At 67.3% G+C, this 24,881-nt stretch carries 19 protein-coding genes and 1 pseudogene; 14 read left to right on the top strand and 6 right to left on the bottom strand.

Annotated features, from left to right (window positions below; translation table 11 throughout):
- The 5 genes from A5764_RS17505 (at position 1) to A5764_RS17485 (ending at position 7,349) form a co-directional block, all read left to right on the top strand.
- The gene (locus tag A5764_RS17505) at positions 1 to 1,176 is read left to right on the top strand and encodes an LLM class flavin-dependent oxidoreductase (protein WP_067114783.1); all 1,176 of its coding nucleotides are present in this window, start codon (positions 1 to 3) and stop codon (positions 1,174 to 1,176) included.
- On the top strand, positions 1,173 to 3,026 hold the full coding sequence (locus A5764_RS17500; protein WP_067114782.1) for an NAD(P)/FAD-dependent oxidoreductase: 1,854 nt from the start codon (positions 1,173 to 1,175) through the stop codon (positions 3,024 to 3,026). The genes A5764_RS17505 and A5764_RS17500 overlap by 4 nt, the downstream gene beginning before the upstream one ends.
- Before the next feature lie 26 nt (positions 3,027 to 3,052).
- Entirely contained in the window at positions 3,053 to 3,955 is a 903-nt protein-coding gene (locus A5764_RS17495; RefSeq protein ID WP_067114871.1) for an SDR family NAD(P)-dependent oxidoreductase, read from the top strand.
- Positions 3,948 to 5,144 carry a CaiB/BaiF CoA-transferase family protein gene (locus A5764_RS17490; RefSeq protein WP_067114781.1) on the top strand — a complete coding sequence of 399 codons (1,197 nt, stop codon included), beginning with the start codon at positions 3,948 to 3,950 and terminating at the stop codon, positions 5,142 to 5,144. Before A5764_RS17495 ends, A5764_RS17490 begins: the two co-directional genes overlap by 8 nt.
- 111 nt (positions 5,145 to 5,255) lie before the next feature.
- On the top strand, positions 5,256 to 7,349 hold the full coding sequence (locus A5764_RS17485) for an acyltransferase family protein (protein WP_369807336.1): 2,094 nt from the start codon (positions 5,256 to 5,258) through the stop codon (positions 7,347 to 7,349).
- 2 nt (positions 7,350 to 7,351) lie between these two features.
- On the opposite strand, the gene A5764_RS17480 is transcribed toward A5764_RS17485, so the two are convergent.
- Both A5764_RS17480 and A5764_RS17475 read right to left on the bottom strand, forming a co-directional pair.
- Entirely contained in the window at positions 7,352 to 8,011 is a 660-nt protein-coding gene (locus A5764_RS17480) for a class I SAM-dependent methyltransferase (protein ID WP_067114870.1), read from the bottom strand.
- A gap of 153 nt (positions 8,012 to 8,164) precedes the next feature.
- Positions 8,165 to 9,109 carry an NADP-dependent oxidoreductase gene (locus A5764_RS17475; protein ID WP_067114869.1) on the bottom strand — a complete coding sequence of 315 codons (945 nt, stop codon included), beginning with the start codon at positions 9,107 to 9,109 and terminating at the stop codon, positions 8,165 to 8,167.
- A gap of 153 nt (positions 9,110 to 9,262) precedes the next feature.
- Between A5764_RS17475 and A5764_RS17470 the strand changes: the two genes are divergently transcribed.
- Positions 9,263 to 9,889 carry a hypothetical protein gene (locus tag A5764_RS17470; protein WP_067114779.1) on the top strand — a complete coding sequence of 209 codons (627 nt, stop codon included), beginning with the start codon at positions 9,263 to 9,265 and terminating at the stop codon, positions 9,887 to 9,889.
- Positions 9,890 to 10,011: 122 nt separating this feature from the next.
- Here the strand turns inward: A5764_RS17470 and A5764_RS17465 are convergent, their stop codons facing one another.
- A complete protein-coding gene (locus A5764_RS17465; protein ID WP_067114777.1) occupies positions 10,012 to 10,767 on the bottom strand; it encodes a L,D-transpeptidase family protein in 756 nt (251 codons plus the stop codon).
- Between A5764_RS17465 and A5764_RS30120 the strand changes: the two are divergent.
- Both A5764_RS30120 and A5764_RS17455 read left to right on the top strand, forming a co-directional pair.
- A pseudogene (locus A5764_RS30120) lies at positions 10,766 to 11,582 on the top strand (cysteine hydrolase family protein). The gene A5764_RS17465 and the pseudogene A5764_RS30120 sit on opposite strands and share 2 nt — an antisense overlap.
- Positions 11,583 to 11,633: 51 nt before the next feature.
- Complete coding sequence (locus tag A5764_RS17455) at positions 11,634 to 12,566, top strand: LysR family transcriptional regulator (RefSeq protein ID WP_067114775.1); 933 nt, start codon at positions 11,634 to 11,636, stop codon at positions 12,564 to 12,566.
- Here the strand turns inward: A5764_RS17455 and oxc are convergent.
- Positions 12,550 to 14,289 (bottom strand): oxalyl-CoA decarboxylase, encoded by a 1,740-nt coding sequence (oxc, locus tag A5764_RS17450; protein ID WP_067114773.1) that lies wholly within the window; start codon positions 14,287 to 14,289, stop codon positions 12,550 to 12,552. The two genes, A5764_RS17455 and oxc, sit on opposite strands and share 17 nt — an antisense overlap.
- 220 nt (positions 14,290 to 14,509) lie before the next feature.
- On the opposite strand from oxc, the gene A5764_RS17445 reads away from it, so the two are divergent.
- The gene (locus tag A5764_RS17445) at positions 14,510 to 16,126 is read left to right on the top strand and encodes a FadD7 family fatty acid--CoA ligase (protein ID WP_067114867.1); all 1,617 of its coding nucleotides are present in this window, start codon (positions 14,510 to 14,512) and stop codon (positions 16,124 to 16,126) included.
- Positions 16,127 to 16,231: 105 nt separating this feature from the next.
- On the opposite strand, the gene A5764_RS17440 is transcribed toward A5764_RS17445, so the two are convergent.
- On the bottom strand, positions 16,232 to 18,391 hold the full coding sequence (locus A5764_RS17440) for an elongation factor G-like protein EF-G2 (protein WP_067114771.1): 2,160 nt from the start codon (positions 18,389 to 18,391) through the stop codon (positions 16,232 to 16,234).
- Between the two features lie 195 nt (positions 18,392 to 18,586).
- The gene (locus tag A5764_RS17435) at positions 18,587 to 18,994 is read right to left on the bottom strand and encodes a TIGR03668 family PPOX class F420-dependent oxidoreductase (protein ID WP_067114769.1); all 408 of its coding nucleotides are present in this window, start codon (positions 18,992 to 18,994) and stop codon (positions 18,587 to 18,589) included.
- A 78-nt stretch (positions 18,995 to 19,072) separates the two neighbouring features.
- Between A5764_RS17435 and A5764_RS17430 the strand changes: the two genes are divergently transcribed.
- The 5 genes from A5764_RS17430 to A5764_RS17410 all read left to right on the top strand — a co-directional run bounded on the left by A5764_RS17430 (position 19,073) and on the right by A5764_RS17410 (position 24,856).
- Positions 19,073 to 19,525 (top strand): nuclear transport factor 2 family protein, encoded by a 453-nt coding sequence (locus A5764_RS17430; RefSeq protein ID WP_067114767.1) that lies wholly within the window; start codon positions 19,073 to 19,075, stop codon positions 19,523 to 19,525.
- A 147-nt stretch (positions 19,526 to 19,672) separates the two neighbouring features.
- A complete protein-coding gene (locus A5764_RS17425) occupies positions 19,673 to 20,710 on the top strand; it encodes a S1C family serine protease (protein WP_067114862.1) in 1,038 nt (345 codons plus the stop codon).
- A gap of 121 nt (positions 20,711 to 20,831) precedes the next feature.
- Positions 20,832 to 22,610, top strand: a complete 1,779-nt coding sequence (gene treS, locus A5764_RS17420; protein ID WP_067114860.1) for a maltose alpha-D-glucosyltransferase — start codon at positions 20,832 to 20,834, stop codon at positions 22,608 to 22,610.
- A gap of 152 nt (positions 22,611 to 22,762) precedes the next feature.
- Positions 22,763 to 24,115 carry a maltokinase gene (locus tag A5764_RS17415; RefSeq protein WP_067114765.1) on the top strand — a complete coding sequence of 451 codons (1,353 nt, stop codon included), beginning with the start codon at positions 22,763 to 22,765 and terminating at the stop codon, positions 24,113 to 24,115.
- A 27-nt stretch (positions 24,116 to 24,142) separates the two neighbouring features.
- Entirely contained in the window at positions 24,143 to 24,856 is a 714-nt protein-coding gene (locus tag A5764_RS17410) for a YoaK family protein (protein ID WP_067114763.1), read from the top strand.
- Positions 24,857 to 24,881: the final 25 nt, after the last annotated feature.

The raw sequence follows: 24,881 nt of genomic DNA, 5'->3' as shown, positions 1-24,881 counted from the left end.
ATGAAAGTCAATCTTGGGTTCGGATCGCACAACTCCCACGACTGGGATCGCGTGCTGGCCGGCGATTTCAGCAGCCCGCCCGCAACACCGGACGCCGAGTGCGTGCAGGCCACCCTCGCGATCGCCGATCTGGCCGAACCGCTCGGGTTCGACGGCATCTGGATGCCGGAGCACTGCGGAACACCATATGGCATGACGCCCAACCCGATTCAGGCGTTGAGCTATTTCGCCGGACGCACCGAACGGGTCAGCCTGGGCACCTTCGTCGTTGTCGCGCCGTGGTGGCATCCGGTCCGGCTGGCGCACCAGATCGCCTACCTCGACATCCTGTCCAACGGGCGCTACACGACGATCGGGATCGGCCGCGGGGTCTCGAAGGGAGAGTTCGACGCCGTCGGCGTGCCCCGTGAGGAGAGCCGGCAGCGGTTCAACGAAACCCTCGACGTCCTGCAGCTGGCGCTGTCGGGGGAGCGGTTCTCCTACGAGGGTGAGATCTTCAAGGTCCCCGAGATGTCGCTTCGCCCGGAGCCGCGCAGCCGCGACCTGTTTTCGCGGATCTACAGCTCGTCGTCGACCGCCGAGTCGCTGGAGATCCTGGCCCGGCGCGGCATGATTCCGCTGTTCGTGGGCAACAAGCCGATCGAGGATGCCGGACGAGAAGTGCAGAAGGTCAACACGTTCCGCAAGAAGGAAGGCCTGCCGCCCTGCCAGCCGAAGAACGTGATGTTCATGTACTGCACCAACGAGGATCCCGCCAGATCCGAGGAATGGATCTGGACCGCCAACCGCGACGTCACCGTGCACTACGGGTTCGCCGACGCGTCGAACTTCAAGGGTGTCAAGGGGTATGAAGCCTACGCGGCGCGGGAGGCCACCGCGACCGCGGTGCTCGCCTCCTCGGTCACCGGTGACCCGAAGGGCGGCCCGTCCAAGACCCCGGGCTACCACGCGTCCAATCTGCTGATCGGGACCCCGGAGGAGATCTTCAACCGCATCACCGCTGCGCAGGAGGCGTGCTCGTTCTGCGAGCTGACGATCGTTCCGCAGTTCGGCACGATGCCCTACGAAGAGGCGATGGCGAGCACGCGGTTGTTCGCGAAAGAGGTGCTGCCCGCCGTCCAGGAAATGAAGGCGCCCTTGCATCCCGCGGCGCTCCCGGAGGACGCCCTGGCATGACGGATCCGAACTGCCCGCCCACGCAGACGCCGGACGACATCGACATCGGCGCGCTGCGCGAAAAGTACCGTCGGGAGCGCGAAAAGCGGCTGCGCCCAGAGGGTTCCAAGCAGTACGTCGAACTCGTCGACGACTTTGCCGGATACTACGAAACCGACCCGCACTCGCCGCCGCTGGTTCGCGACCCCATCGTCCAGGACATCGACGTCGCCGTGCTGGGCGGCGGCTTCGGGGGCCTGCTGTGCGGGGCGTACCTGAAGAAGGCGGGAGTCGACGACGTCCGGATCATCGAGCTGGGCGGCGACTTCGGCGGCGTATGGTATTGGAACCGCTATCCCGGCATCCAGTGCGACAACGAATCCTATTGCTACGTGCCGCTGCTCGAGGAACTGAACTTCATCCCCTCCAAGAAGTTCGCCGACGGCGCCGAGATCTACGACCATTGCCGGCGCATCGGAAAGCACTACGGCCTATACGATTCCGCGATCTTCTCCACTCAGGTCCGCGAGTTGTACTGGGACGAGTCGATCAAGCGCTGGCGCGTCGGCACGGACCGCGGTGACGACATCCGGGCGCGGTTCGTGGTGATGGCGTCCGGTCCCTTCCACCGGCCGAAGCTGCCGGGGATTCCCGGGATCAAGGAATTCCGGGGGCACAGCTTCCACTCGTCGCGCTGGGACTACGGATACACCGGCGGGGACACCTCGGGCGGGCTGCACAAGCTCGCCGACAAGCGGATCGCCGTCGTCGGCACCGGGGCGACCGGCGTCCAGATCGTGCCCTTCCTGGGCCGGTACGCCAAGCATCTGTACGTCTTTCAGCGCACGCCGTCGTCGGTGGGCGCGCGCAACAACGCGGCGACCGACCCCGACTGGGTGAAGACGCTGCGCCCGGGCTGGCAAAAGGAGCGGCAGCGCAACTTCCATGCCTGGACGTTCGAGGGCATGGCGCTCGGTCAGCCCGACTACGTCTGTGACTTCTGGACCGAGCTCGGCCGCAACACCGCCGCGCGAGTCTTGGCCCTGGCCGATCCGGCGGCGATGACCCCGGAGCAATTCATGGCCATCCGGGAGGAAGAGGACTACAAGGTCATGGAGCGGCTGCGGCGCCGCGTCGAGAGCCTCGTCGGGGATCCGGACACCGCCGAGTCGCTCAAGCCGTACTACCGGTTCCTGTGCAAACGGCCGTGCACCAACGACGACTACCTGCAGACCTTCAACCGTCCGAATGTCACGCTGGTCGACGTGTCTTCGACCAAGGGCGTCGAGCGGGCGACAAAAAACGGGCTGATCGCCAATGGTGTTGAGTACGAGGTCGATTGCATCATCTACGCCAGCGGCTTCGAGATCACCACGGAGATCAGCCGGCGCTACTCCATCGACGCCGTCGAGGGACGCGACGGCGTGTCGCTCTTCGACCACTGGCGCGACGGCTACAAGACCTTGCACGGGATGACCAGCCGCGGCTTCCCCAACCAGTTCTTCACCGGATTCACCCAGGTCGGCATCTCGGCGAACATCGCCGCCAACTATGAGCTGCAGGGCGAGCACATCGCCTACATCATCTCCCAGGCGCTGGCCCGCGGTGCGGTCACCGTCGAGCCCAGCCAAGAGGCGCAAGACGAGTGGTGCAAAACGATCCGGGACACCGCGATCGACAACAGCCAGTTCGACTTGGAATGCACGCCAGGCTATTACAACAACGAAGGCGGGGGCGCCGGCATCAAGGATGGCGAGGGCATCCGCTCACACCTGGGCGAACCGTACGGTCCGGGCTTCTACGCCTTCGGTGAGCTGCTGGCGGAGTGGCGCGACAAAGGCGACCTGGATGGCCTGGTGCTGGGATCGTGACCCCTGAACTCAGATTCGACAACCGGGTGGCCGTGGTGACCGGCGCGGGCAGGGGACTGGGACGCGCCTACGCGCTGCTGCTAGCCTCCCGGGGCGCCAAGGTCGTGGTCAATGACACGGGCAGCGACCTCACCGGGGACGGCACGGACGCCGGTCCCGCACAACAGGTGGCGGCCGAGATTGCGGCGGCGGGCGGCGAAGCGGTCGCGTGCACCGAGTCGGTCGCGACGGCCGAGGGCGGCCGGGCGATCATCGACGCGGCGCTCGATCCCTACGGGCGGATCGACATCCTGATTCACAACGCCGGCAACGTGCGGCGCGCGTCGTTGCGGGAGATGAGCTACGAGGACTTCGATGCCGTCATCGACGTCCATCTGCGCGGCGCCTTCCACGTGGTGCGCCCCGCGTTCCCGCTCATGTGCGACGCCCACTACGGCCGCATCGTACTGACGTCGTCGATCGGCGGCCTGTACGGCAATCACGGCGTCGCGAACTATGCCGCCGCCAAGGCCGGCCTGGTGGGCCTGTCCAACGCCATCGCGCTCGAAGGCGCCGCGGAGGGTGTGCTGTGCAACGTGATCGTTCCGTCGGCCGTGACCAGAATGGCCGAGGGGCTCGACATTTCGGCGTATCCGCCGATGGGCGCCGAGCTGGTGGCGCCCGTGGTGGGCCTGCTGGCCCATGAAGCCTGCCCAGTGACCGGGGAGATGCTGGTCGCCATCGCCGGCCGGGTGGCCCGGGCGGTGGTCGCCGAGACGCCCGGGGTGCATCGCTCGTCGTGGTCCATCGAAGACGTGTCCGCACAGCTCGATGCGATCCGTTATCTCGATGCGCCGCTGGTGTTTCCCGTCGTGCCCGATGGCCATACCGACCACATCCGCTACAGCTTCGAGAGCGCGGCACGAAAGGAAGGCGCCCGCCATGTCTAGCCGCGCCAATCGCGCCGGCCCGCTCGCCGGCGTGCGCGTGGTGGATCTCACCGCGATGGTGATGGGACCCTATTGCACCCAGATCATGGCCGACATGGGCGCCGACGTGATCAAGGTCGAGCCCCCGCAGGGCGACGACACCCGCTACATCTCCGTGGGGCCGGTTCGGGGCATGGGCGGCGTCTTCGTCAACGTCAACCGCGGCAAGCGGGGCATCACCGCCGACCTGCAGTCCGAGGACGGAAAGTCGGTGCTGCGAGCGCTCATTGAGCAGGCCGACGTTTTCATTCACTCGATGCGGGCGAAGGCGGTGGCCAGGCTCGGATTCGGCTACGACGAGGTGGCGGCGATCAACCCCAGCATCGTCTACACCAACTGCTACGGGTACGGCCGGCGTGGGCCGAAGGCGGATCTGCCCGCCTACGACGACACCATCCAGGCGGCATGCGGGCTGCCGTACGTCCAAGAGCAGTTGACCGGCGAACCCAATTACGTCGGCACGATACTAGCCGACAAGGTTGCCGGTCTCACGGCGCTCTACGCCACCATGATGGCGCTGTTCCACCGCGAACGCACCGGCGAGGGCCAAGAGGTCGAAGTCGGCATGTTCGAGACGATGGCGTCCTTCATGCTGGTCGAACACGCCAACGGCGCCATGTTTGATCCGCCCCTGGGCCCCGCCGTTTACCCGCGCACGGTGGCCCCGAACCGGCGGCCTTATCGCACCAGCGACGGCTACATCGCCGCACTGATCTACAACGACAAGCATTGGGCCGCGTTCATGAAAGCCGTGCGACCCCCGTGGGCCAGCGACCTGTACGCCACGCTCGAGCGACGCGCGCGTCAGATCGACGCGGTGTACGCGTTGCTCGCCGAAACACTGGCGCAGCGAACCACCCACGAATGGCTCGAATTGTTCCGCGAACTGGAAATACCGGCCGCGGCGTTGTCAAGTCCGGCAACCTTGTTCGACGACGATCACCTCAACGCCGTCGGCTTTTTCGAGACCGTTGACACGCCGCACGGCCCCGTGCGATTCCCGGGTGTGCCGACCTGGTTTTCCCGGACGCCGGGTCGAGTCGCCGGTCCAGCCCCGGAGTTGGGCGCCGACACCGCAGAGGTCCTCGACGAGCTGGGACTGGGCCTCGTCGATGTGAACGTCGACGGGAAGCCGGCGGCACCGATCTAGGACCGCTCGGTACGGGAAAACCGTTGCGTGTCTTCGCGTGTCTTCTCCTGAATCAGGAGGCGTCGCCACTAGGCTGACTGCGATCTAGAGGAGGGGCAGCGACGTATCGGCATGGGCCAGGGCGGGTTAGTAGCGGACATTGAGCCGGGCGGGAGCGACCCCGCACCGGTGCCTTCTGCCGGGCGGCCGCGATGGGTTGCTCCCGTGCGTCGCGCCGGCCGCCTCGCCATCTGGGACCAACCGGAGCGACGCAGCGGCATTCCCGCGCTGGACGGCCTTCGCGCGATCGCCGTCGCGCTGGTGCTCGTCGGGCATGGCGGAATCCCCGGGGTGGCCGGCGGCTTCATCGGCGTCGACGTCTTCTTCGTGCTCAGCGGGTTCCTGATCACCTCGCTGTTGCTCGATGAGCTGCGACGCACCGGCCGCATTGAGCTGACCGGCTTTTGGATTCGGCGGGCGCGACGGCTGCTGCCGGCGCTGGTGTTGATGGTGCTCACCGTCGCCGCCGCCCGCGAACTGCTACCCAGCCAGGCCCTCGCCGGGTTGCGCAATGACGCCATCGCGGCCTTCCTGTGGGTGGCCAATTGGCGGTTCGTGGCCCAGAAGACCGACTATTTCACCCAGGGCGCTCCGCCGTCGCCGCTCCAGCACACCTGGTCGCTCGGGGTGGAGGAGCAGTATTACTTCGTCTGGCCGGTGCTGCTGATCGCGGTGACGCTGCTGCTGGCCGCGCGCGCGAGGCGCTACTTCAGGCGGACCACCGTGGGCGACGTGCGGTTCGTCACCTTCGTCATCGCGACCGTTGGCGCGCTGGCGTCCGCCGCTCTCGCCGTGGTCGTTGCGTCGGACAGCACGCGGGACCGGATCTATTTCGGCACCGACACCCGCGCGCAGGCGTTGTTGACCGGCGCCGCGGCAGCCGCACTGCTGGTGAGGGATTGGCCCTCGCTGAACCGCGGCTGGTGCCTGATCCGGACCCGATGGGCACGGCGGGTCGCCCGGGTGCTGCCGGTGATCGGTCTGGCGGGGCTTGCCGCGGCGACTCACTTCGCGACGGGCAGCGCCGGCGAGTTTCGCCACGGCCTGCTGATCGGGGTCGCGATCGCCTCCGTCCTGGTGGTGGCGCCCGTGGCGCTGGAGCAGCGCGGAGCGATCGCCCGCATCCTGGCCCTGCCCCCCTTGGTGTGGCTCGGCACCATCTCCTACGGCGTGTACCTGTGGCACTGGCCAATCTTCCTGGCCCTCAACGGCGAACGCACCGGATGGTCCGGGCTGCCGCTGTTCGCCGCCCGGTGCGGCGCCACGGTGGCGGTGGCCGCGGCGTCATGGTGGCTGATCGAACAACCCATTCGGCGCTGGCGACCCGCGCGGGTGCCGCTGTTGCCGCTGGCGGCCGCCACGGTGGCCAGCGCCGCGGCGGTCACACTGCTGGCGATTCCGGTGGGTACCGGACCGGCGTTGCGCGAGCCCGGGCTGCCGCCCGGTGTCTCGGCGGTGGCCGCGGTCTCCCCGTCGCCGCCGGGTGGCAGCCGCCCGGGGCCGCGGGATCCCAACCGACCGTTCACCGTTTCGGTGTTCGGCGATTCGATCGGGTGGACCTGGATGCACTACCTCCCGCCGACCCCGGGATTCGCGTTCGTCGACCACACCGTCATCGGCTGCAGCCTGGTGCGTGGCACGCCGTACCGGTACATCGGCCAAACCCTTGAGCAGCGGTCCGAATGCGACGGCTGGCCCATCAGGTGGTCGGCGCAGATGAACCGGGACCGGCCGGACGCCGCGCTGTTGATCATCGGCCGTTGGGAGACCGTCGATCGGGTCAACGAGGGTCAGTGGACCCACATCGGCGACCCGACTTTTGACGCCTACCTCAACGGTGAACTTGAGCGGGCCCTGAACATCGTGGGCTCCACCGGTGTTCGCGTGGTGGTGGCCACCGTGCCCTACAGCCGGGGCGGGGAAAAGCCGGACGGACGCCTGTACCCGGAGGACCAACCCGATCGGGTCAAACTCTGGAACACCATGCTGCGCAAGACGGTTGCCCACCATCCGAATGTCCAGATACTGGATCTGAACAAAAAGCTATGCCCGGACGGCGTTTACACCGCCAAGGTGGACGGCATCAAGGTGCGCAGTGACGGCGTCCACCTCACCCCGGAAGGCGTGAAGTGGCTGACGCCGTGGCTGGAGGAGTCGCTGCGGTAGGGCTAATCGCCTGCGCGGCAGCTGATTTCCATGCTGTCGCTTTCGCGGACCAGGAAGTTGAAGCTCACGTAGCCGTTGTCGGGGTTGCGCACCCGGTCGAGATAGGGCTGGGTGTCGGCGGCGCTGGTGTTGTCGGCGACCACCAACGCGCCCGTCGACAGGCGCGGTTCGAGCAGCTCGATCACCGGTAGGTAGAGATCCTTCCAGCCGTCGAGCAGGACGAACTCGACCGGTCCGTCGAAGCCGGCCAGCGTGGACAAGGCGTCCCCTTCCAGGACGGTGATCACATCGGCCAGACCGGTGTCGGCGAATGTTTGCTTGGCCGCGCTGATCTTGTCGGCGTTCAGCTCGGTGGTCACCACGCGGCCCGCGCCGTTGTCTCGCACCGCCGCCGCCAGATGAAGGGCCGAGATGCCGAACGACATCCCGAATTCCACCACCGTGGTCGGGCGGGTCGCCCGCACCAACGAATACAGCAGGCGCCCGGCCTCGGGTGTTACCGGGATGTAGAACTCGCTCATGGCGTCGGCACGCTCCTTCGCACTCATCGGCCGGTCGAAGTCGCCATGCCTCTCGCGCAGCCGCGACATCTGGTTCTTCGCTTCGGTATACATCCGGTCGAGGACGGTCGAGACCCTGGGATCCTGCAGAGTTATGGCCATGCCCTCGAGGGTAGGCCCTTGCCCCGGGCCGTGTTCGGCGGCGCCGAAGTGCGCGCTGTGGTGCACGTCTCGTTGATGAAACGAGTTTGATGGGCACCGGGTCCCTGTGCCGTCGGGCGGCGCGCGGCCACCGTCATAGTCGGCCAGGCAAGCTCACAACGAACCTTGGGGCAACAGCACGATTTTGCCGCGGGTGTGCCGCTTTTCGAGCTCTTCGAAGGCGTCGGCGACCCGATCGAGCGGATAGGTGGCTGCAATCTCGAAATCGATGGCGCCGGTGACGATCAGGTCGGCCATCTCGGCAAGCACTTCCGGAGTCGACGCGTCGGCGCTGCCTTCCGTCTTGGCGCCGACTTCACCCGCCTTCTGGAACGAGATGATGGTGTCGATTCGCTCCGGCGCCACGCCGAGATCCACGGCGAGCTGGACGTACTCGGGGCCGAACAGGTCGATGAACGCGTCGATGCCGTCCGGCGCCGCCTCGCGCAGCCGCGCCTCGAGGCCGTCACCGTAGGCGATCGGGGTGACACCATGCGCGCGCAGCCAGTCGGCGTTGCCCGGCCCTGCGATGCCGAGCACTCGTGCCTTGCGCGGCACCAACAGTTGCACAACGAGGCCGCCGACGCCGCCCGCGGCCGCCGACACGGCGACCGTCTCACCCGGTTGCGGCGCGACCGCGCGGACGGCAGCATAGGCCGTCACACCGACGACATAGAGCGAACCGGCCACTTCCCAACTCAATTGGGGAGGCTTGCGGATCAGTTGATCCACCGGAACGGCGGTGTGGGTGGCGTGACTGGATCGGCGGAAGCTGAAGCCCAGGACCTCGTCGCCGACGCGGAACTCGGTCACCCCGGGTCCTACGGCGGTCACCATGCCCGCGAGGTCGCTGCCCTCACCGGACGGAAAGGTGGCAGGGAACATCTGATGCATCGCCCCGGAGCGGATCGCAGCTTCGCCGGGGTTGATGCCGGCCGCACGGACCTCGACCACCACCTCACCGGGGCCCGGCGACGGCATGTCGACGTCGGCCACGTACAACACGTCACTGTCCCCATAACGGTCGAACCGCACCGCACGCGCCGCCGCACCCACCATCGTGCACTCCTCACCCCGCAACTCGCCCTGCCGCAACGCCAGCATAGGCACCGACCGGCGGGCATGTTCCCGGCGCCGGCCTTGTCCGGGTCGGCATTTCGCAGTAGCGTCAGGCGCCGCGGCGGAACTGTGCATTGACGTGGAAGGAATCCCATGGAGCTCACGCGGATCACCGTCGCCGGCTGGGCGGTCGCCACCATTGTGGTGGGCACCGCGACCACCGGCTGCGGCGACGACCACAACACCTCCTCATCGACGTCCTCGACGACATCCTCGAGCGCCACCTCGTCATCCGCCGGCTCGAGCGCGGTGACGAGCCCGTCGCCGGGACAACCCACCGACTACAGCTCGTTGCTGATCAAGCCCAGCGATATCGGCGGGGATCTCACCACCCCGCAGCCGCCGGTGCTGAACCCCAATAATGCGGCGGGCGTTGCGCAGCTTTTCGCCAGTGCCGACAACAGCCGCCGCATCGGGGACACGATCTTGATCGTGGCCGATCCCGCTGCCGCGGTGGCCGGCCTGGAGAACACCAAGGCCAATTACCGCGGGAAGGTCACCGGTGCCTGGCAGCCGGTGGATGTAGGTTCCAACGGGTCGATGATTTCCGGTAATTCGCCGGACAATTCGCAAGCGGTTACGGTGATGTTGTTCACCCAGGGCAAGGCGCTGGTCAATCTCGAATTCGACAGCGCGCCCAACGATCCGATCGATCCCGCCGTGGCGACCGACATCGGGCGCAAGCAAGCCGCAGCCATCAAGAACGGGTTGCCCGGCTAGGTCGCGGGCGGGGGCGGATTGTCTTGTCTCTCAACGTGAGCCGAACGTGGAGTTGTCGTGCCCGAATGTCGCGGAATTGCACAACAAGTCGACGCCGGCGGAGGGGTGCACCAGGCAGCGGGTCAGGCCACGACCTCGACGGGATCGCCGACGTTCACCTGGTTGAAGTACCAGGCCGCGTTGTCCGGGCTCAGGTTGATGCATCCGTGACTGACGTTGGCGTGGCCCTGCGAGTCAACCGACCAGGGGGCCGAGTGCACGTAGACGCCGCTGTTGGTGATCCGCACCGCGTACGACGCGGTGATCTTGTATCCCTCGGGTGAACTCAGCGGGATACCGATAGTGCGCGAGTCCATCACCACGGTGCGGTCCTTTTCCAGGGCGGTGAAGCTGCCGATCGGCGTCGGACGGCTGGGCTTGCCCATCGACGCCGGCATGGTGCGAAGAACCTCTCCGTTTCTGCTGACGGTGAACGTGTGCTCGGACAGGCTGGCGACACCGAGTAGCGCGTCACCGGTCTCAAAACCCGTGGTCAGGGCCTGCACCCCAACCGAAACGTGCGAGTGCGCGGGCCAGTAGTGGTTCGGAACCCACTGCACGACATTGTTCTCGACCCACTCGAAGTGTCCCGGCATATTACTGGGCGACGTGACGTGGATGGTCCGTTCGGCGCCGACGCGATCGGTCACCGGCGCGCGGAAGGTGACGACGACCGGGTGCGCCACGCCCACCACCGCTCCGCTAGCGGGCAAAACCGCGGCAACTCCGGGGAATGGCTCGGGTAGCGGGACGGCGGCCAGGCTACGGGTGCCGCTACCCAACGCGGCCATGCCGGCAAAAACCATCATCACGAATAGACAACGAACCGCTCGGCGCATGGCCCTCACCCTTCGCGATGGTGCAGTCAACACAACGGTATTCTACTGCCTGTCTACCCATTACGGCTTTCAGCAAACATTTGGCTGCTTTTTCGACTCGCCCCGGTAACGATCCGACCACCGGTTGCGTCCGATCCCGCCACGGGAGCCGGCAAGGAACAGACATGACCGCAAACGATCCCTGCATTCGTCCATCGGCGGGTTCGGCCGCATTGGTGCTGATCGACTGCAGCGCGATTTCGTGGACATGCCGGGTGGCGATGCCGCCATGCCGGTCGAGGGCACCTACGCCGCGATCCCGCGATGGCCCGGCTGGCGGCGGCCTTCCGGCAGCGGGGGCTTCCCTGTGCACGCAATCCGCCTGCACCGGGCCGATGGGTCGAACGTCGGCTTGGTGCGCCGCCGCTCGATAGAGCGGGGTGCGCGAATTGCGCTGCCGGGCAGCGCCGGTTCGCAGATCGCCGCGGAAGTGTTGCCCCGCGCTGATGAACTGGACTACGAATTGTTGCTGGCCGGCGGATGCCAGCAGATCGGACCTGCCGAGCACGTGATGTAAGCCGAGATGGGGTGCCTTCTACCGCACCGGCATTGAGCCGCACCTTCGCCAAAGCGGCAGCGACACCTTGGTTTTCGCGGGATGCGACTTCCCGACCTGCCCTTGTACGTCGATCTGCGAAGCGTCCGAACGCGACTTCCGGCTCCTGCTGGTTTCCGATGCGATCTCCGGCTTGTATGAGCGGGGCGTTCGAGAATGGCGCGGCATCGGGGTGGACGTCCTGGGATCGTCACAGACACCGGATTGGCTGGCGTCCTAGCGACGCGTTAGCCTCAGCGGGATCGGGACCCGGAGGCCGAGGAGGAGCGGGGTGCTTTTCCGTCAGTTGGAGTACTTCGTCGCGGTCGCCCAGGAGCGCCACTTCGCCAGGGCGGCCGAGAAGTGCTACGTTTCCCAACCCGCGCTGTCCGCCGCGATCGCCAAGCTGGAACGAGAGCTCAATGTCACACTGATCAACCGCGGGCACAGCTTCGAGGGCCTCACCCCCGAAGGGGAGCGATTGGTGGTGTGGGCCAAGCGAATTCTCGCCGAGCACGACGCGTTCAAGGCCGAGGTGCACGCCGTGCGGTCCGGCATCACGGGAACGCTTCGACTAGGCACGGTGCCGACCGCCTCCACGACCGCCTCCCTGGTCCTGTCGGCGTTCTGCTCGGAGCATCCGCTGGCGAAGGTGCAGATCCTTTCCCGGCTGGCGGCCACCGAGCTGTACCGGCGCCTGCGCGAGTTCGACCTGGACGCCGCCATCGTGCACATCGATCCCGACGACGGCCACGACATCAACCTGGTGCCGCTGTACGAGGAGCACTACGTGCTGCTGTCTTCGGCGGACATGCTGCCCTCCGGCGCGTCGACGCTGACTTGGCCGGAGGCCGCGCAATTGCCCTTGGCGTTGCTCACTGCCGAGATGCGGGACCGTCAGATCATTGACAAAGCCTTCGGCCGCCACGCCATCAGCGTTACGCCGCAAGTCGAGACCGACTCCGTCGCTTCGTTATTGGCGCAGGTCGCCACCGGCAACTGGGCCTGCATAGTCCCGCACACGTGGCTATGGACCTCACCGCTGGGCACCGACATCCGCGCGGTCGAAATGGTCGATCCGGTGGTACAGGCAGAAATAGCGCTGGCCACCAACTCCGGCGGGCCGGGCTCACCAATCGCCCGTGCGCTCACGGCGTCCGCGCAACAGCTGGCGCTGAACGAGTTCTTCGACGCGCAGCTGTTGGGCATTACCCGCCGGCGTTGAGCGCCGCCGGCGACGGTGCGGCGGCACTGGTCGGATTCAGGCTCGCCAGATGCCCGCTTTCCACTCCGGCCGCCGGGTCGAGCTGGCAGTCGATGATCGACGGGGCGCGGGCGGCGATCGCTTCGGCCAGCGCCGACCGCAGCTCCGACGGGCGCCTCACGTGATATCCCTTGCCGCCAAACGCCTCCGCGAGCAGCTCGTGACGCGCCCGCGCGTTGAGCACCGTGGGCGCCGGATCGCTTCCGGCCGGTGCTTCATCGCCGCGATAGACGCCGCCGTTGTTGAGGATGACGGCGGTCACCGGCAGCCGGTAGCGGCAGATCGTTTCGATTTCCATGCCGCTGAAGCCGAATGCGCTGTCGCCCTCAATCGCGACCACCGGCTTGCCGGTTTCGACCGCGGCAGCAATCGCGTAGCCCATACCGATACCCATCACGCCCCAGGTTCCGGTGTCCAGCCGGTGCCGGGGCAATTCCATCTCGATGACGTTGCGGGCCAGGTCCAGCGCGTTGGCGCCCTCGTTGACCACGTACACGTCCGGGTTGTCCTGCAGCACAGCGCGAATGGCGCCCAGCGCGTTGTAAAACCGCATGGGGTACGGGTCTTCGGCCAGCCGCTGGCGCATCTTGGCATCGTTGCGGGCCTTGCGGTCGGCCAGCTCGTCCGTCCATGCCGCGGGCGCGGCGATCGGATGGGTGGCCACCGCGTCGCATAGTGCGGCCAGCACCGAGCCGATGTCGCCGGCCAGCGGTGCCGCGATTGGCTGGTTGCTGTCGAACTCCGACGCCGCGACGTCGACTTGGATGAACTTGGCATCGGCCGACCACTGCGGTGACTCCCCGTGGCCGAGCAGCCAGTTCAGCCGGGCGCCGAGCAGCAACACCGCGTCGGCGCGCGCGATCGCCAGAGAGCGCGCGGCCGCGACCGACTGCGGGTGCGAGTCCGGCAGCACACCCTTGGCCATCGACATGGGCAGGAACGGAATGCCGGTCTGCTCCACGAATTTCCGAATCACGCCGTCGGCCTGCGCATAGGCGGCGCCCTTGCCCAGCACGATCAGCGGGCGCTGCGCCCGGCCGAGCGCGTCGAGCGCGCGAGCGACCGCCTCCGGCGCGGGCAGCTGCCGCGGCGCGGGGTCGACGACTCGCCAGACGGTGGCCGCCGCGGCCGAAGCGTCCATCGCCTGGCCCAGGACTTCACCGGGGATATCGAGGTACACACCGCCGGGTCGCCCGGAGACCGCGGTGCGAATGGCGCGCGCCACGCCGCGCCCGATGTCCTCGGCGCGGCCGATCCGATACGCCGCCTTCGTGAAAGGCCTTGCGGCGCCGAGCTGGTCGATGTCCTGGTAGTCACCCCGCTGCAGGTCCACCATCGCCCGATTGCTGGAGCCCGAGATCTGGATCACCGGAAAACAATTGGCGGTGGCGTTGGCCAGCGCCGGCAGGCCGTTGAGGAAGCCGGGGCCGGATGTCGTCAGGCACACGCCGGGCCGGCCCGTGAGAAACCCGGCGGCGGCGGCCGCGTTGCCGGCCGACGTCTCCTGCCGGAAGCCGATATAGCGGATGCCCGACGCCTGCGCGGTGCGGGCGAGGTCGGTGATCGGGATGCCGACGATTCCATAGATGGTGTTGATGTCGTTGGCCTTGAGCGCATCCACGACGAGGTGGAAGCCGTCGGTCAAGCGAATCGCTTCACCGGGAGATGCCGAAACTGTGTTCATGGTGGCGACTCCTCCTCTGCAGGTGGGGCAGTGCTTGCCTTGGTCATCACTGTGGTCCCGGTGCCCGCAGGTGTCCAAGACTAAGCCGCTATGCAGCCATTCACGCGGTCTATCGATAGTCGCCGATTATCGATAGTGAGCGGATCGGTATTGGACTGAAGCGACGCTGACGCGGCATGGTGCGAGCATGAGCTTTCGTGACGACGGAAGGAGCGCCGCGATGAGCACTGATTCGTCCACCGGCCGCGAGGCCGTTGAATCGCAGGGGACACCGGCGGGGAGCCAAAGCCCGCGCATCGCCGACCTTGTCGCGGCGGCGGGCGGCCAGCCTTCGGCGCCCGCGCTGGTGGTGAGCTCCGATCGCACACCGGTCAGCTACGGCGACCTCGCCCGACTGGCCGACCAGGTGGCCAAACAGCTGCGGAAGGGAGGCCTGCTGCCGGGCGAGCGGGTCGGGCTGCGTGCCGGTAGCAACGCCGAATTCGTCGTCGCTTTGTTGGCGGCATCACGGGCGGAGCTGATCGTAGTCCCGCTGGACCCGGCCCTGCCTGTCAGCGAACAGCGCACCCGGGTCGAGGCGGCGGGGGCGCGGGTGGTGCTCGTCGACGGTGAGGGGCACGACGACCGGCGCGAACCGGCGCTGCGGTGCTGGCCGATCGCAGTGACCGTCGGCCGCGACGGAGGCTCACACGAGCGTGCCGTCGAGGTGTCCGTGGACGCCGCGACGCCGCCCGCGCAAGGCGTTTCGGCCCCCGAGGGGCTGCGCGACGGCGACGCGATGATCATGTTCACCGGCGGAACCACCGGTGTCCCGAAGATGGTCCCCTGGACCCACCAAAACATCGCCGGCTCCGTGCGGGCCGTCATCGCCGGCTATGGGCTCGGGCCGCGGGACGCGCCGGTCGCGGTGATGCCGCTCTATCACGGTCACGGGCTCATCGCCGGACTGCTTGCCACCCTGGCATCCGGAGGGACGGTGCTGCTGCCCGCCCGTCGGCGGTTCTCGGCGCACACGTTCTGGGACGACATCGCCGCGGTGCGGGCCACTTGGTACACCGCCGTCCCGACCATTCACCAGATCCTGTTGGACCGCGCCGAGACCGAGCAACCGCCCAACGGTCGGACCGCGCTGCGCTTCATCCGCAGCTGCAGCGCGCCGCTCACCGCGGAAACGGCCCAGGCGTTGCGCGCCGCCTTTTCGGCGCCGGTGGTGTCTGCCTTCGGCATGACGGAGGCGACCCATCAGGTCGCCACTACCAGCGTCGGCCACGGTGAAAATGCCGCTGCCACACCGGGTCTGGTCGGGCGGTCGACCGGGCCCGACATCCGGATCGTAGGACCCGACGGCCAGCCGCTACCCGCGGAGGGCGTCGGGGAGGTATGGCTGCGCGGCCCCACCGTGGTGCGCGGCTACCTCGGTGACCCGGCGATCACGGCCGCCAACTTCACCGACGGATGGCTGCGCACGGGCGACCTCGGGTCGCTCTCGGCGGCCGGCGATCTGACCATCCGCGGCCGGATCAAGGAACTGATCAACCGCGGCGGGGAAAAGATTTCGCCGGAGCACGTCGAGGGCGTGCTGGCCAGCCACCCCAACGTCTTGGAGGTGGCCGTGTTCGGTCTGCCCGACAAGATGTACGGCGAGACGGTGGCCGCGGTCATCGTGCCCCGCAAGGCGCCCGCGCCGACCCCAGGCGAGCTGGCGGTGTTCTGCCGCGAGCGGCTGGCGGCCTTCGAGGTGCCGGCCGCCTTCGAGGAGGCCAGCGCGCTGCCGCATACTGCGAAAGGCTCGCTCGATCGCCGGGCGGTGGCCGAACAGTTCGGCCGCGGGGCGTGATGAGAACGCCCAGATTCCAATGACGGCTGTATTTTGGGCGCCGAGCACGACCATAACGGCAATCTCGTCGCGGTGGGATCAAGCTGCGAGGCGTGAGACGCGCTGTCAGGCAGAGGCTTTCACGCGCGCGGCGGCCGAGTCTGGCATGGGTTCGTAGCGGACGAACGAACGGGTGAACGACGCCGCCCCGTGCGCGAGCGAACGCAGATCGATCGCGTACCGGGTCAGCTCAACCTGTGGCACCTCGGCCTTGACCACCGTGCGTTCATGCCCCGCGGCTTCGGTACCGAGCACCCGGCCGCGACGCCCCGACAGGTCGCCCATCACCGCACCGACGTAGTGGTCGGGCACCAGCACCGAGATCTCGTCGAGCGGTTCGAGCAGGGTCACCTTCGTCGCGGCCGCCGCCTCCCGCAACGCCAGCGCGCCCGCCGCCTGGAACGCGAAGTCCGACGAATCGACGCTGTGGGCCTTGCCGTCGAACAGTGTGACCCGGATATCGACCACCGGATAACCCGCGTGCACACCCTTTTCCATTTGCGCGCGCACGCCCTTCTCTACGCTCGGGATGAAGTTCCGCGGCACCGCCCCGCCGACCACCTTGTCGACGAACTCGAACCCGGAACCCTCCGGCAGCGGCTCCACCTCGACGTCGCACACCGCGTACTGGCCGTGCCCGCCGGACTGCTTGATGTGGCGGCCGTGTCCTTTCGCCTTGCCGGCGAACGTTTCTCGCAGCGGCACGCGCAGGTCCACGGTGTCCACCGTGACGCCGTACCGGTTGGCCAGCGCGTCGAGGACAACGCCGGCATGGGCCTCGCCCATGCACCACAGCACGATCTGGTGCGTTTCCTGATTCTGCTCGATCCGCAGGGTCGGGTCTTCGGCCGCCAGCCGGCCCAACCCGACCGACAGCTTGTCTTCGTCGGTCTTGGCGTGCGCCTGAATCGCCACCGGAAGGAGCGGCTCGGGCATCGTCCACGGTTTCAGCACCAACGGCTCGGACTTGTCCGACAACGTGTCACCGGTTTCGGCCCGGCTCAGCTTGCCGATCGCGCAGATGTCACCGGCCACCACGGCGGCCGCCGGGCGTTGCTGTTTGCCGAGCGGGAAGGACAGGACTCCGATGCGCTCGTCTTCGTCGTGGTCGGGGTGCGAATGCCCATTGCCGTTGGTCGGGCCGAAAAACGACGCAAAATGGCCCGACACATGAACCGTCGTGTCGGGCCTGATGGTCCCGGAGAACAGCCGGACCAGGCTGACCCTGCCGACGTAAGGGTCTGACGTCGTCTTCACCACCTCCGCGAGCAACGGCGCGTCGGCGTCACATGCCAGCGTCGTGTGCGTAGCACCGTTGGGCGTAAAGACTTCGGGGAGTGGGTGTTCCATCGGAGACGGGAATCCCCGGGTGGCAACCTCGAGCAATTCCAGGGTGCCGACGCCGGTGCCGCTGCATACCGGGATCACCGGGAAGAACGAGCCCCGGGCAACGGCTTTCTCCAGGTCTGCGATGAGCACCGACTCGTCGATCGACTCGCCGCCGAGGTAACGGTCCATCAACGACTCGTCCTCGGATTCTTCGATGATCCCTTCGATCAGGGTGCCGCGCGCTTCCTCGACGCGTTCGGCGTCGGACGGGTCCGGCTCCTGCATGGTCCGCTTCCCGTCGGCGTACTGGTAGCGGGTTTGCGACAGCAGGCCGATCAGGCCGGCGCAGTTGTTTTGGGAGGTCGGCAGGTAAAGAGGTAAAACCTTGTCGCCGAAGGCCTCCTGCGCGGCGGCCAGTGCCTCCTGATAGTTCGCCCGGACGTGGTCGAGCTTGGTGATCACCACGGCGCGCGGCATGCCGACCTGGCTGCATTCCTGCCACAGCGACTTGGTCGGCTCGTCGACGCCCTCGTTCGCCGCGATCACGAAAAGCGCGCAATCGGCGGCCCGCAACCCCGCTCGCAGCTCCCCGACGAAGTCGGCGTACCCGGGTGTGTCGACCAGATTGATCTTGACGCCGTTGTGGGACAGGGAGGCCACGGCGACGCCCACGGACCGCTGTTGCCGGATCTCGGCATCGTCGTAGTCACAGACCGTGCTGCCCTCGGTGACCGATCCCGGCCTGGACAGCACCCCGGCGGCGACCAGGAGGGCCTCGACCAGGGTGGTCTTGCCGCCGCCCGAGGGCCCCACCAGGACCACATTACGAACATCGCCCGGCCCGTTCGCGGTGGGTGCGGCTCCGGCGCCCTGGGAAACGTTCGCCTTGTCCGCCATGACTTTCCTCCAGTTCTGCAGGTCGCTTGGCTCGCCCCGCGCGGGGAGCGGGTGCCCTCCCGCGGGGGCGCGGTGTGTTCTAGGCCACACGGCGCTCTAGGCAACTTTTCCCCCAACGGCCGCCTAACACAAGGCCACCGGTCAGCCACAATGGGGCCGGCCCGTCGTGGTTGGGGGCGCTAGACGTCGGGCGGGTCAGGCGTGCCAGCTGGACCAGCGGTCCACCGCGACCGCAATGACCGGTCCGTCCAATGGAACGGATTGGTACTGAGGGTATTTGGCGCGCAGCAAACGGTACCCGGCGTCCAATGCCTCGCCGCCGGAATGAATGGTGGCCACCCCGTCGGCGCGGACCCACCACAGCTGCGTCCAGTCGTCGGCGTAGTGATCGACGAGCACGCTCACCCGGGGATTGTTCTCGATGTTGGCCAGGCGGCGCAGCCGCCGCGTCGTTTTCGGTTTCGCGTCGACGGCGGTGTACACGACGTCACCGTCGACCGCGAACACCACCGGCACCTGGTGCGGCCTGCCGCCGGGCGTGATCGTGGCCAGCCGGGCGACCGGGGACCGCGCGAACCTGGCCTTCGGGTCGAATTCGCCCACCCGGTCAGCTTAGGAGCGCAAGCCGCCGCGGCGGCATCGTCGGCGCGCTCGAGCCGGATTGCGCGCTACGTTAACCGCATGCTGGCGGAGACGCAGATCACCAACCTCCTCTATCGTTACGCCGAATGCATCGACGCCGGGGATCTGGCGGGAGCGGCCGCCCTCTTCGAGCATGCCCGCATCCGCATCGGCGGTGAGGACACCATCGATGCGTCCCGGTTGCTGGGCATCTGGAAGTCACTGATCTTGCTTCACCCGGACGGGACACCGCGAACCAAGCACGTGACCACCAATCCGATCGTCGAGATCGACGAGGAAGCCGGCACCGCGAGTTGCCGCAGCTACTACACCGTGCTGCAGCAAGCCGACGAATTTCCGCTGCAAACCATCGTCACCGGCCGCTACCACGACCGATTCGAACGTGTCGACGGCCGCTGGCGTTTTTCCTACCGCGACCTCACCCTCATCGACATGGTCGGCGACGTCAGCCGCCACCTGGCGTATCCCATTGCGCCCGCGGGTACAGCATGACCGACGCTTCCGCAGGGTATAGGCATGAGGGCCTGACTACTGTGCTGGATAGCTACCTGCATTACGGTTATACGGACTAGGTCGCGCCGCCCAGACCCTCTGGCTGGGCGAGTTCTCGTTCTTATCGGGATGCAGGAGGTGACGGGGATGAGCAAATCGCACCACCGCTCAGTCTGGTGGTCATGGCTGGTCAGCGTGCTGGCCGTGACCGGGCTGGGGCTGGGCCTGGCCACTCCGCCGGCCTCCGCGTCGCCGCCCATGACGCCGCTCGACCCATCGGCGATCGTCGGGCAGGTCGGGCCGCAGGTGGTCAATATCAGCACCAAGTTCGGGTACAACAACGCGGTGGGTGCCGGAACCGGCATCGTCATCGACCCCGGTGGTGTCGTGCTGACCAACAATCACGTGATCTCGGGCGCCACCGACATCAGCGCGTTCGACGTCGGCAACGGCCAGACCTATGCCGTCGACGTGATCGGCTACAACCGGACCGCGGACGTGGCGGTCCTGCAGCTTCGCGGCGGGGGTGGGCTGCCCACCGCCAACATCGGAGGCGGGGTCTCGGTCGGCGAGCCGGTCGTGGCGCTGGGCAACGCCGGCGGCCAGGGCGGGACGCCGAGCGCGGTGGCCGGCAAAGTCCTCGCGCTGAACCAGACGGTCTCGGCAACCGACACCCTAACCGGCGCCGAAGAAACCCTCGGCGGGTTGATCCAGGCAGACGCCGCGATCCGGCCTGGTGACTCGGGCGGTCCCATGGTCAACAACAGCGGCCAGGTGATCGGCATGAACACCGCCGCTACCGACAGCTACAAGATGTCCGGCGGGCAGGGCTTCGCCATTCCGATCGGCACGGCGATGGGCGTCGCGGGGCAGATCCGGTCGGGTGCCGGATCGAACACGGTCCACATCGGCCCGACGGCCTTCCTCGGACTGGGCGTCACCGACAACGGCGGCAACGGGGCCCGGGTCGAACGCGTGGTGACCAGCGGTCCCGCCGCGGAGGTCGGGATTTCTCCCGGTGACGTCATCACCGCGCTCGACAACGCCCGCATCAACGGGGCCACGTCGATGACCGATGCGCTCGTCCCGCATCACCCCGGGGACAACATTGCCCTGCACTGGCGCACCAGGGGCGGCGAGGAGCGCACCAGCAACGTGACGCTGGCAGACGGGCCGCCGGCCTGACATCGAAAAGGATAATGCCCGGCTCCCATCCAATCCCCTTGCGGCACGCAGTAATTCATCGCATGTTGACGCGCGTGATTCCCAACTTGCCGCCTCGGGTACACGTGGCATCGTGGAATTGATGAACGACGCAAGAGACGCTGTCGAGCACCATCCCGCGGGGGGCAGTCACGTCGAGGGGGGCGTGGTCGAGCACCCCAGTTACGAGGATTTCGAGAACGCCGCCGCGCTGCCCGCCGACCCGACCTGGTTCAAGCACGCCGTCTTTTACGAGGTGCTGGTCCGGGCGTTCTTCGACGCCAACGCGGACGGGTCCGGTGACCTGCGCGGGCTCATCACGCAGCTGGACTACCTGCAGTGGTTGGGCATCGACTGCATCTGGCTGCCGCCGTTCTACGATTCGCCACTGCGCGACGGCGGTTACGACATCCGCGACTTTTACAAGGTGCTGCCCGAGTTCGGCACCGTCGACGATTTCGTCGCGCTGCTCGACGCCGCGCACGAGCGGGGCATCCGCGTGATCACCGACCTGGTGATGAACCACACCTCTGAGTCCCATCCCTGGTTCCAGGAGTCGCGCCGCGATCCCGACGGGCCGTATGGCGACTATTACGTGTGGAGCGACACCAGCGAGAAGTACTCCGACGCCCGGATCATCTTCGTCGACACCGAGGAGTCGAACTGGACCTTCGATCCGGTCCGCCGCCAGTTCTATTGGCACCGCTTCTTCTCCCACCAGCCGGACCTCAACTACGAGAACCCGGCCGTGCAGGAGGCGATGATCGACGTCATTCGCTTCTGGCTCGGCCTCGGGATCGACGGGTTCCGCCTGGACGCGGTGCCCTACCTGTTCGAGCGGGAGGGCACCAACTGCGAGAACCTGCCCGAGACGCATGCCTTCCTTAGGCGCGTTCGCAAGGTCGTCGACGACGAATTCCCGGGCCGGGTGCTGCTGGCCGAGGCGAATCAGTGGCCGGGCGACGTGGTCGAGTACTTCGGCGATCCCAGCACCGGCGGCGACGAGTGCCACATGGCTTTTCACTTCCCGCTGATGCCGCGCATCTTCATGGCGGTCCGCCGGGAGTCGCGCTTCCCGATCTCGGAGATCATGGCCCAGACGCCACCGATCCCCGACATGGCCCAATGGGGAATCTTCCTGCGCAACCACGACGAGTTGACGCTGGAAATGGTCACCGACGAAGAACGCGACTACATGTACTCCGAGTACGCCAAGGATCCGCGGATGAAGGCGAACGTCGGCATCCGCCGCCGATTGGCGCCGCTGCTGGACAACGACCGCAACCAGATCGAGTTGTTCACCGCACTACTGCTGTCGTTGCCGGGGTCGCCGGTGCTCTACTACGGCGACGAGATCGGCATGGGCGACGTGATCTGGCTGGGGGATCGCGACGGGGTGCGCACCCCGATGCAGTGGACACCGGACCGCAACGCCGGCTTCTCCAAGGCCAACCCGGGCCGGCTGTACCTGCCGCCCAGCCAGGACTCGGTTTACGGGTATCAGGCGGTAAACGTGGAGGCGCAACGCGACACCTCCACCTCGCTGCTCAACTTCACCCGGACGATGCTGACGGTGCGCCGCCGCCACCAGGCGTTCGCCACCGGCACCTTCCAAGAATTGGGCGGCTCCAACCCGTCGGTGCTGGCGTTCGTGCGCCAGGACGGAGACGACGGTGACACCGTGCTGTGCATCAACAACCTGTCGCGGTTTCCGCAGCCGATCGAGCTCAACCTGCAGCATTGGAGCGGCTGCACGCCGGTCGAGCTGACCGGGCATGTGGAGTTTCCGCGCGTCGGTCACCTGCCCTATCTGCTGACATTGCCGGGACACGGGTTCTACTGGTTCCAGTTAACTGGATGTGAGGAGGAGCGGCATCAATGACCGCGCCGGCGACGATGCAGCGCGAAGCGATGAGGAGGAGCGGCGCAGATGACCCCGCCGGCGACGATGCAGCGCGAAGCGATGAGGAGGAGCGGCGCAGATGACCCCGCCGGCGACGATGCAGAGCGAAGCGATGAGGAGGAGCGGCGCTTATGAATCAGCCAGCCAAGCTGCCGTGGTCTGAGTGGCTTCCGCAGCAACGTTGGTACGCCGGGCGCAATCGCGAGCTGTCCGCCGCCGAGGCCGCCGTGGTCGTCCCGCTGCGGGACGATCTCGACTTGGTGCTGGTCGATGCCAACTACGCGGACGGTCACTCGGAGCGCTACCAGGTGATCGTCAGGTGGGACTCCGCGCCGGTATCGGAGTACAGCACGGTGGCCACGATCGGCGCGGCAGACGATCGGACCGGATTTGACGCCCTCTACGACGCCGACGCGCCGCAATTCCTGCTGTCGTTGATCGACTCGGAGGCGGTCCGGAGCTCGTCGGACGTCGAGGTCAAGTTCACCAAGGAACCGGAAGTCGGGCTGCCGCTGGACGCGATGCCGCACGTCTCCGATGCCGAACAGAGCAACACCAGCGTGATCTTCGATCGCCGCGCCATCTTCAAGGTTTTTCGCCGGGTGAGCAGTGGGATCAACCCCGATATCGAGCTGAACCGGGTGCTGGCCCGCGCCGGCAACCCGCACGTGGCACGGCTGCTCGGTACCTACGAGATGCGCGCGCTCGGCGCCGATTCGCCGGACGAGGCGTGGCCGTTGGGCATGGTCACCGAGTTCGCGTCCAATGCCGCCGAAGGCTGGGCGATGGCCACCGCCAGCGTTCGCGACCTGTTCGCCGAGGGCGACTTGTATGCCTATGAGGTGGGCGGCGACTTCGCCGGCGAGGCCAACCGGCTCGGCGAAGCGGTTGCGTCGGTGCACGCGACGCTGGCCGAGACCCTCGGGACGGCGCAGGCACCGTTCCCGGTGGACACCGTGCGGGCACGGCTGTCGTCCACCGTGGCCAAGGTCCCCCAGCTGCAGGAGTACGCGGTGACGATCGAAGAGCGATTCGCCAAGCTCGCGGGCGAGATGATCACCGTTCAGCGGGTGCACGGTGACCTACACCTGGGGCAGGTGCTGCGCACCCCGGAGAGCTGGCTGCTGATCGACTTCGAAGGCGAACCCGGCCAGCCGCTCGACGAGCGCCGGGCGCCGGATTCACCGCTGCGCGACGTGGCCGGCGTCCTGCGTTCCTTCCAATACGCGGCCTACGGGCCGCTCGTCGACCAGGCCGACGACAAGCAGCTCGCCGCCCGGGCGCGGGAATGGGTCGAGCGCAATAGCGCCGCGTTCTGCGACGGCTATGCGGCCGTGTCCGGGACCGACCCCCGGGATTCGGCGCAGCTGCTGGCCGCCTACGAACTCGACAAGGCCGTCTACGAGGCCGGCTACGAAGCGCGGCACCGGCCCGGATGGTTGCCGATCCCGCTGCGTTCCATCGCCCGGCTGACCGCCGCCTAGGCCCGATATCTGAAAGCATGTCGTTCCGTGGCGAGTGAAATCTTCGATAGCGAGGCGAGGTTGTCGTGGCTGCTGGCCGGGCTGGCCGGTGTGCTCGGCGCCACCGCATTCACGCACTCGGCCGGATACTTCGTGACCTTCATGACCGGCAATGCCCAACGCGCCGCGCTGGGGTTCTTTCGGGGCGACGTGGTCCTGTCGATCACTGCGGGACTGCTCATACTGTGCTTTGTCGCCGGCGTCGTGATCGCATCGGTGTGCCGGCGGCATTTCTGGGTGGCGCACCCGCACGGCCCCACCATGCTGACCACCTTCAGCTTGCTGGCCGCCACCCTGGTGGACGTCATCGACGAGGGCTGGGAGGAAAACCTCCTGGACTTCGCGCCAATCATGCTGGTGGCCTTCGCAATCGGCTCTTTGAACACCTCATTCGTCAAGGATGGCGAGGTGTCGGTGCCGCTCAGCTATGTGACCGGAACACTGGTCAAGTTGGGGCAGGGCATCGAACGGCACATCGCCGGCGGAACGGCCGCGGACTGGCTCGGTTACTTTCTGCTGTTCACCAGCTTCGCCCTGGGCGCCATCGTGGGCGGCTGCATCAGCTTGGTCGTCAACGGGACCTGGATGCTGGTGGTCGCCACGGGGGTGTGCGCGGTGACCACCGGCTACACCTACTTCCACTCGGACCGGCGCTCGCTGCTCAAAGAGGAGTCGGCCAAAAAGCAACGGCAGCAGCGCTGACCGGTGCGCTGCTGCCGATGCCGCC

It is taken from the genome of Mycobacterium sp. 852002-51057_SCH5723018, assembly GCF_001667035.1.
Lineage (GTDB): Bacteria > Actinomycetota > Actinomycetes > Mycobacteriales > Mycobacteriaceae > Mycobacterium.
Note: the sequence above shows the minus strand (reverse complement) of the source record. Positions and strands in the feature narration are given on the sequence as shown.

Bases quoted from the DNA above. Each gene is read 5' to 3' on its own strand.
- A5764_RS17475 (WP_067114869.1), bottom strand. From the start codon at position 9,109: ATGGTGGGTGCGGCGGCGCGTGCGGTGCGGTTCGACCGTTATGGGGAC.
- A5764_RS17505 (WP_067114783.1), top strand. From the start codon at position 1: ATGAAAGTCAATCTTGGGTTCGGATCGCACAACTCCCACGACTGGGAT.
- A5764_RS17500 (WP_067114782.1), top strand. From the start codon at position 1,173: ATGACGGATCCGAACTGCCCGCCCACGCAGACGCCGGACGACATCGAC.
- A5764_RS17415 (WP_067114765.1), top strand. From the start codon at position 22,763: ATGAATCAGCCAGCCAAGCTGCCGTGGTCTGAGTGGCTTCCGCAGCAA.
- treS (WP_067114860.1), top strand. From the start codon at position 20,832: ATGAACGACGCAAGAGACGCTGTCGAGCACCATCCCGCGGGGGGCAGT.
- oxc (WP_067114773.1), bottom strand. From the start codon at position 14,289: ATGAACACAGTTTCGGCATCTCCCGGTGAAGCGATTCGCTTGACCGAC.
- A5764_RS17480 (WP_067114870.1), bottom strand. From the start codon at position 8,011: ATGGCCATAACTCTGCAGGATCCCAGGGTCTCGACCGTCCTCGACCGG.
- A5764_RS17445 (WP_067114867.1), top strand. From the start codon at position 14,510: ATGAGCACTGATTCGTCCACCGGCCGCGAGGCCGTTGAATCGCAGGGG.
- A5764_RS17470 (WP_067114779.1), top strand. From the start codon at position 9,263: ATGGAGCTCACGCGGATCACCGTCGCCGGCTGGGCGGTCGCCACCATT.
- A5764_RS17485 (WP_369807336.1), top strand. From the start codon at position 5,256: ATGGGCCAGGGCGGGTTAGTAGCGGACATTGAGCCGGGCGGGAGCGAC.
- A5764_RS17490 (WP_067114781.1), top strand. From the start codon at position 3,948: ATGTCTAGCCGCGCCAATCGCGCCGGCCCGCTCGCCGGCGTGCGCGTG.
- A5764_RS17465 (WP_067114777.1), bottom strand. From the start codon at position 10,767: ATGCGCCGAGCGGTTCGTTGTCTATTCGTGATGATGGTTTTTGCCGGC.
- A5764_RS17425 (WP_067114862.1), top strand. From the start codon at position 19,673: ATGAGCAAATCGCACCACCGCTCAGTCTGGTGGTCATGGCTGGTCAGC.
- A5764_RS17440 (WP_067114771.1), bottom strand. From the start codon at position 18,391: ATGGCGGACAAGGCGAACGTTTCCCAGGGCGCCGGAGCCGCACCCACC.
- A5764_RS17430 (WP_067114767.1), top strand. From the start codon at position 19,073: ATGCTGGCGGAGACGCAGATCACCAACCTCCTCTATCGTTACGCCGAA.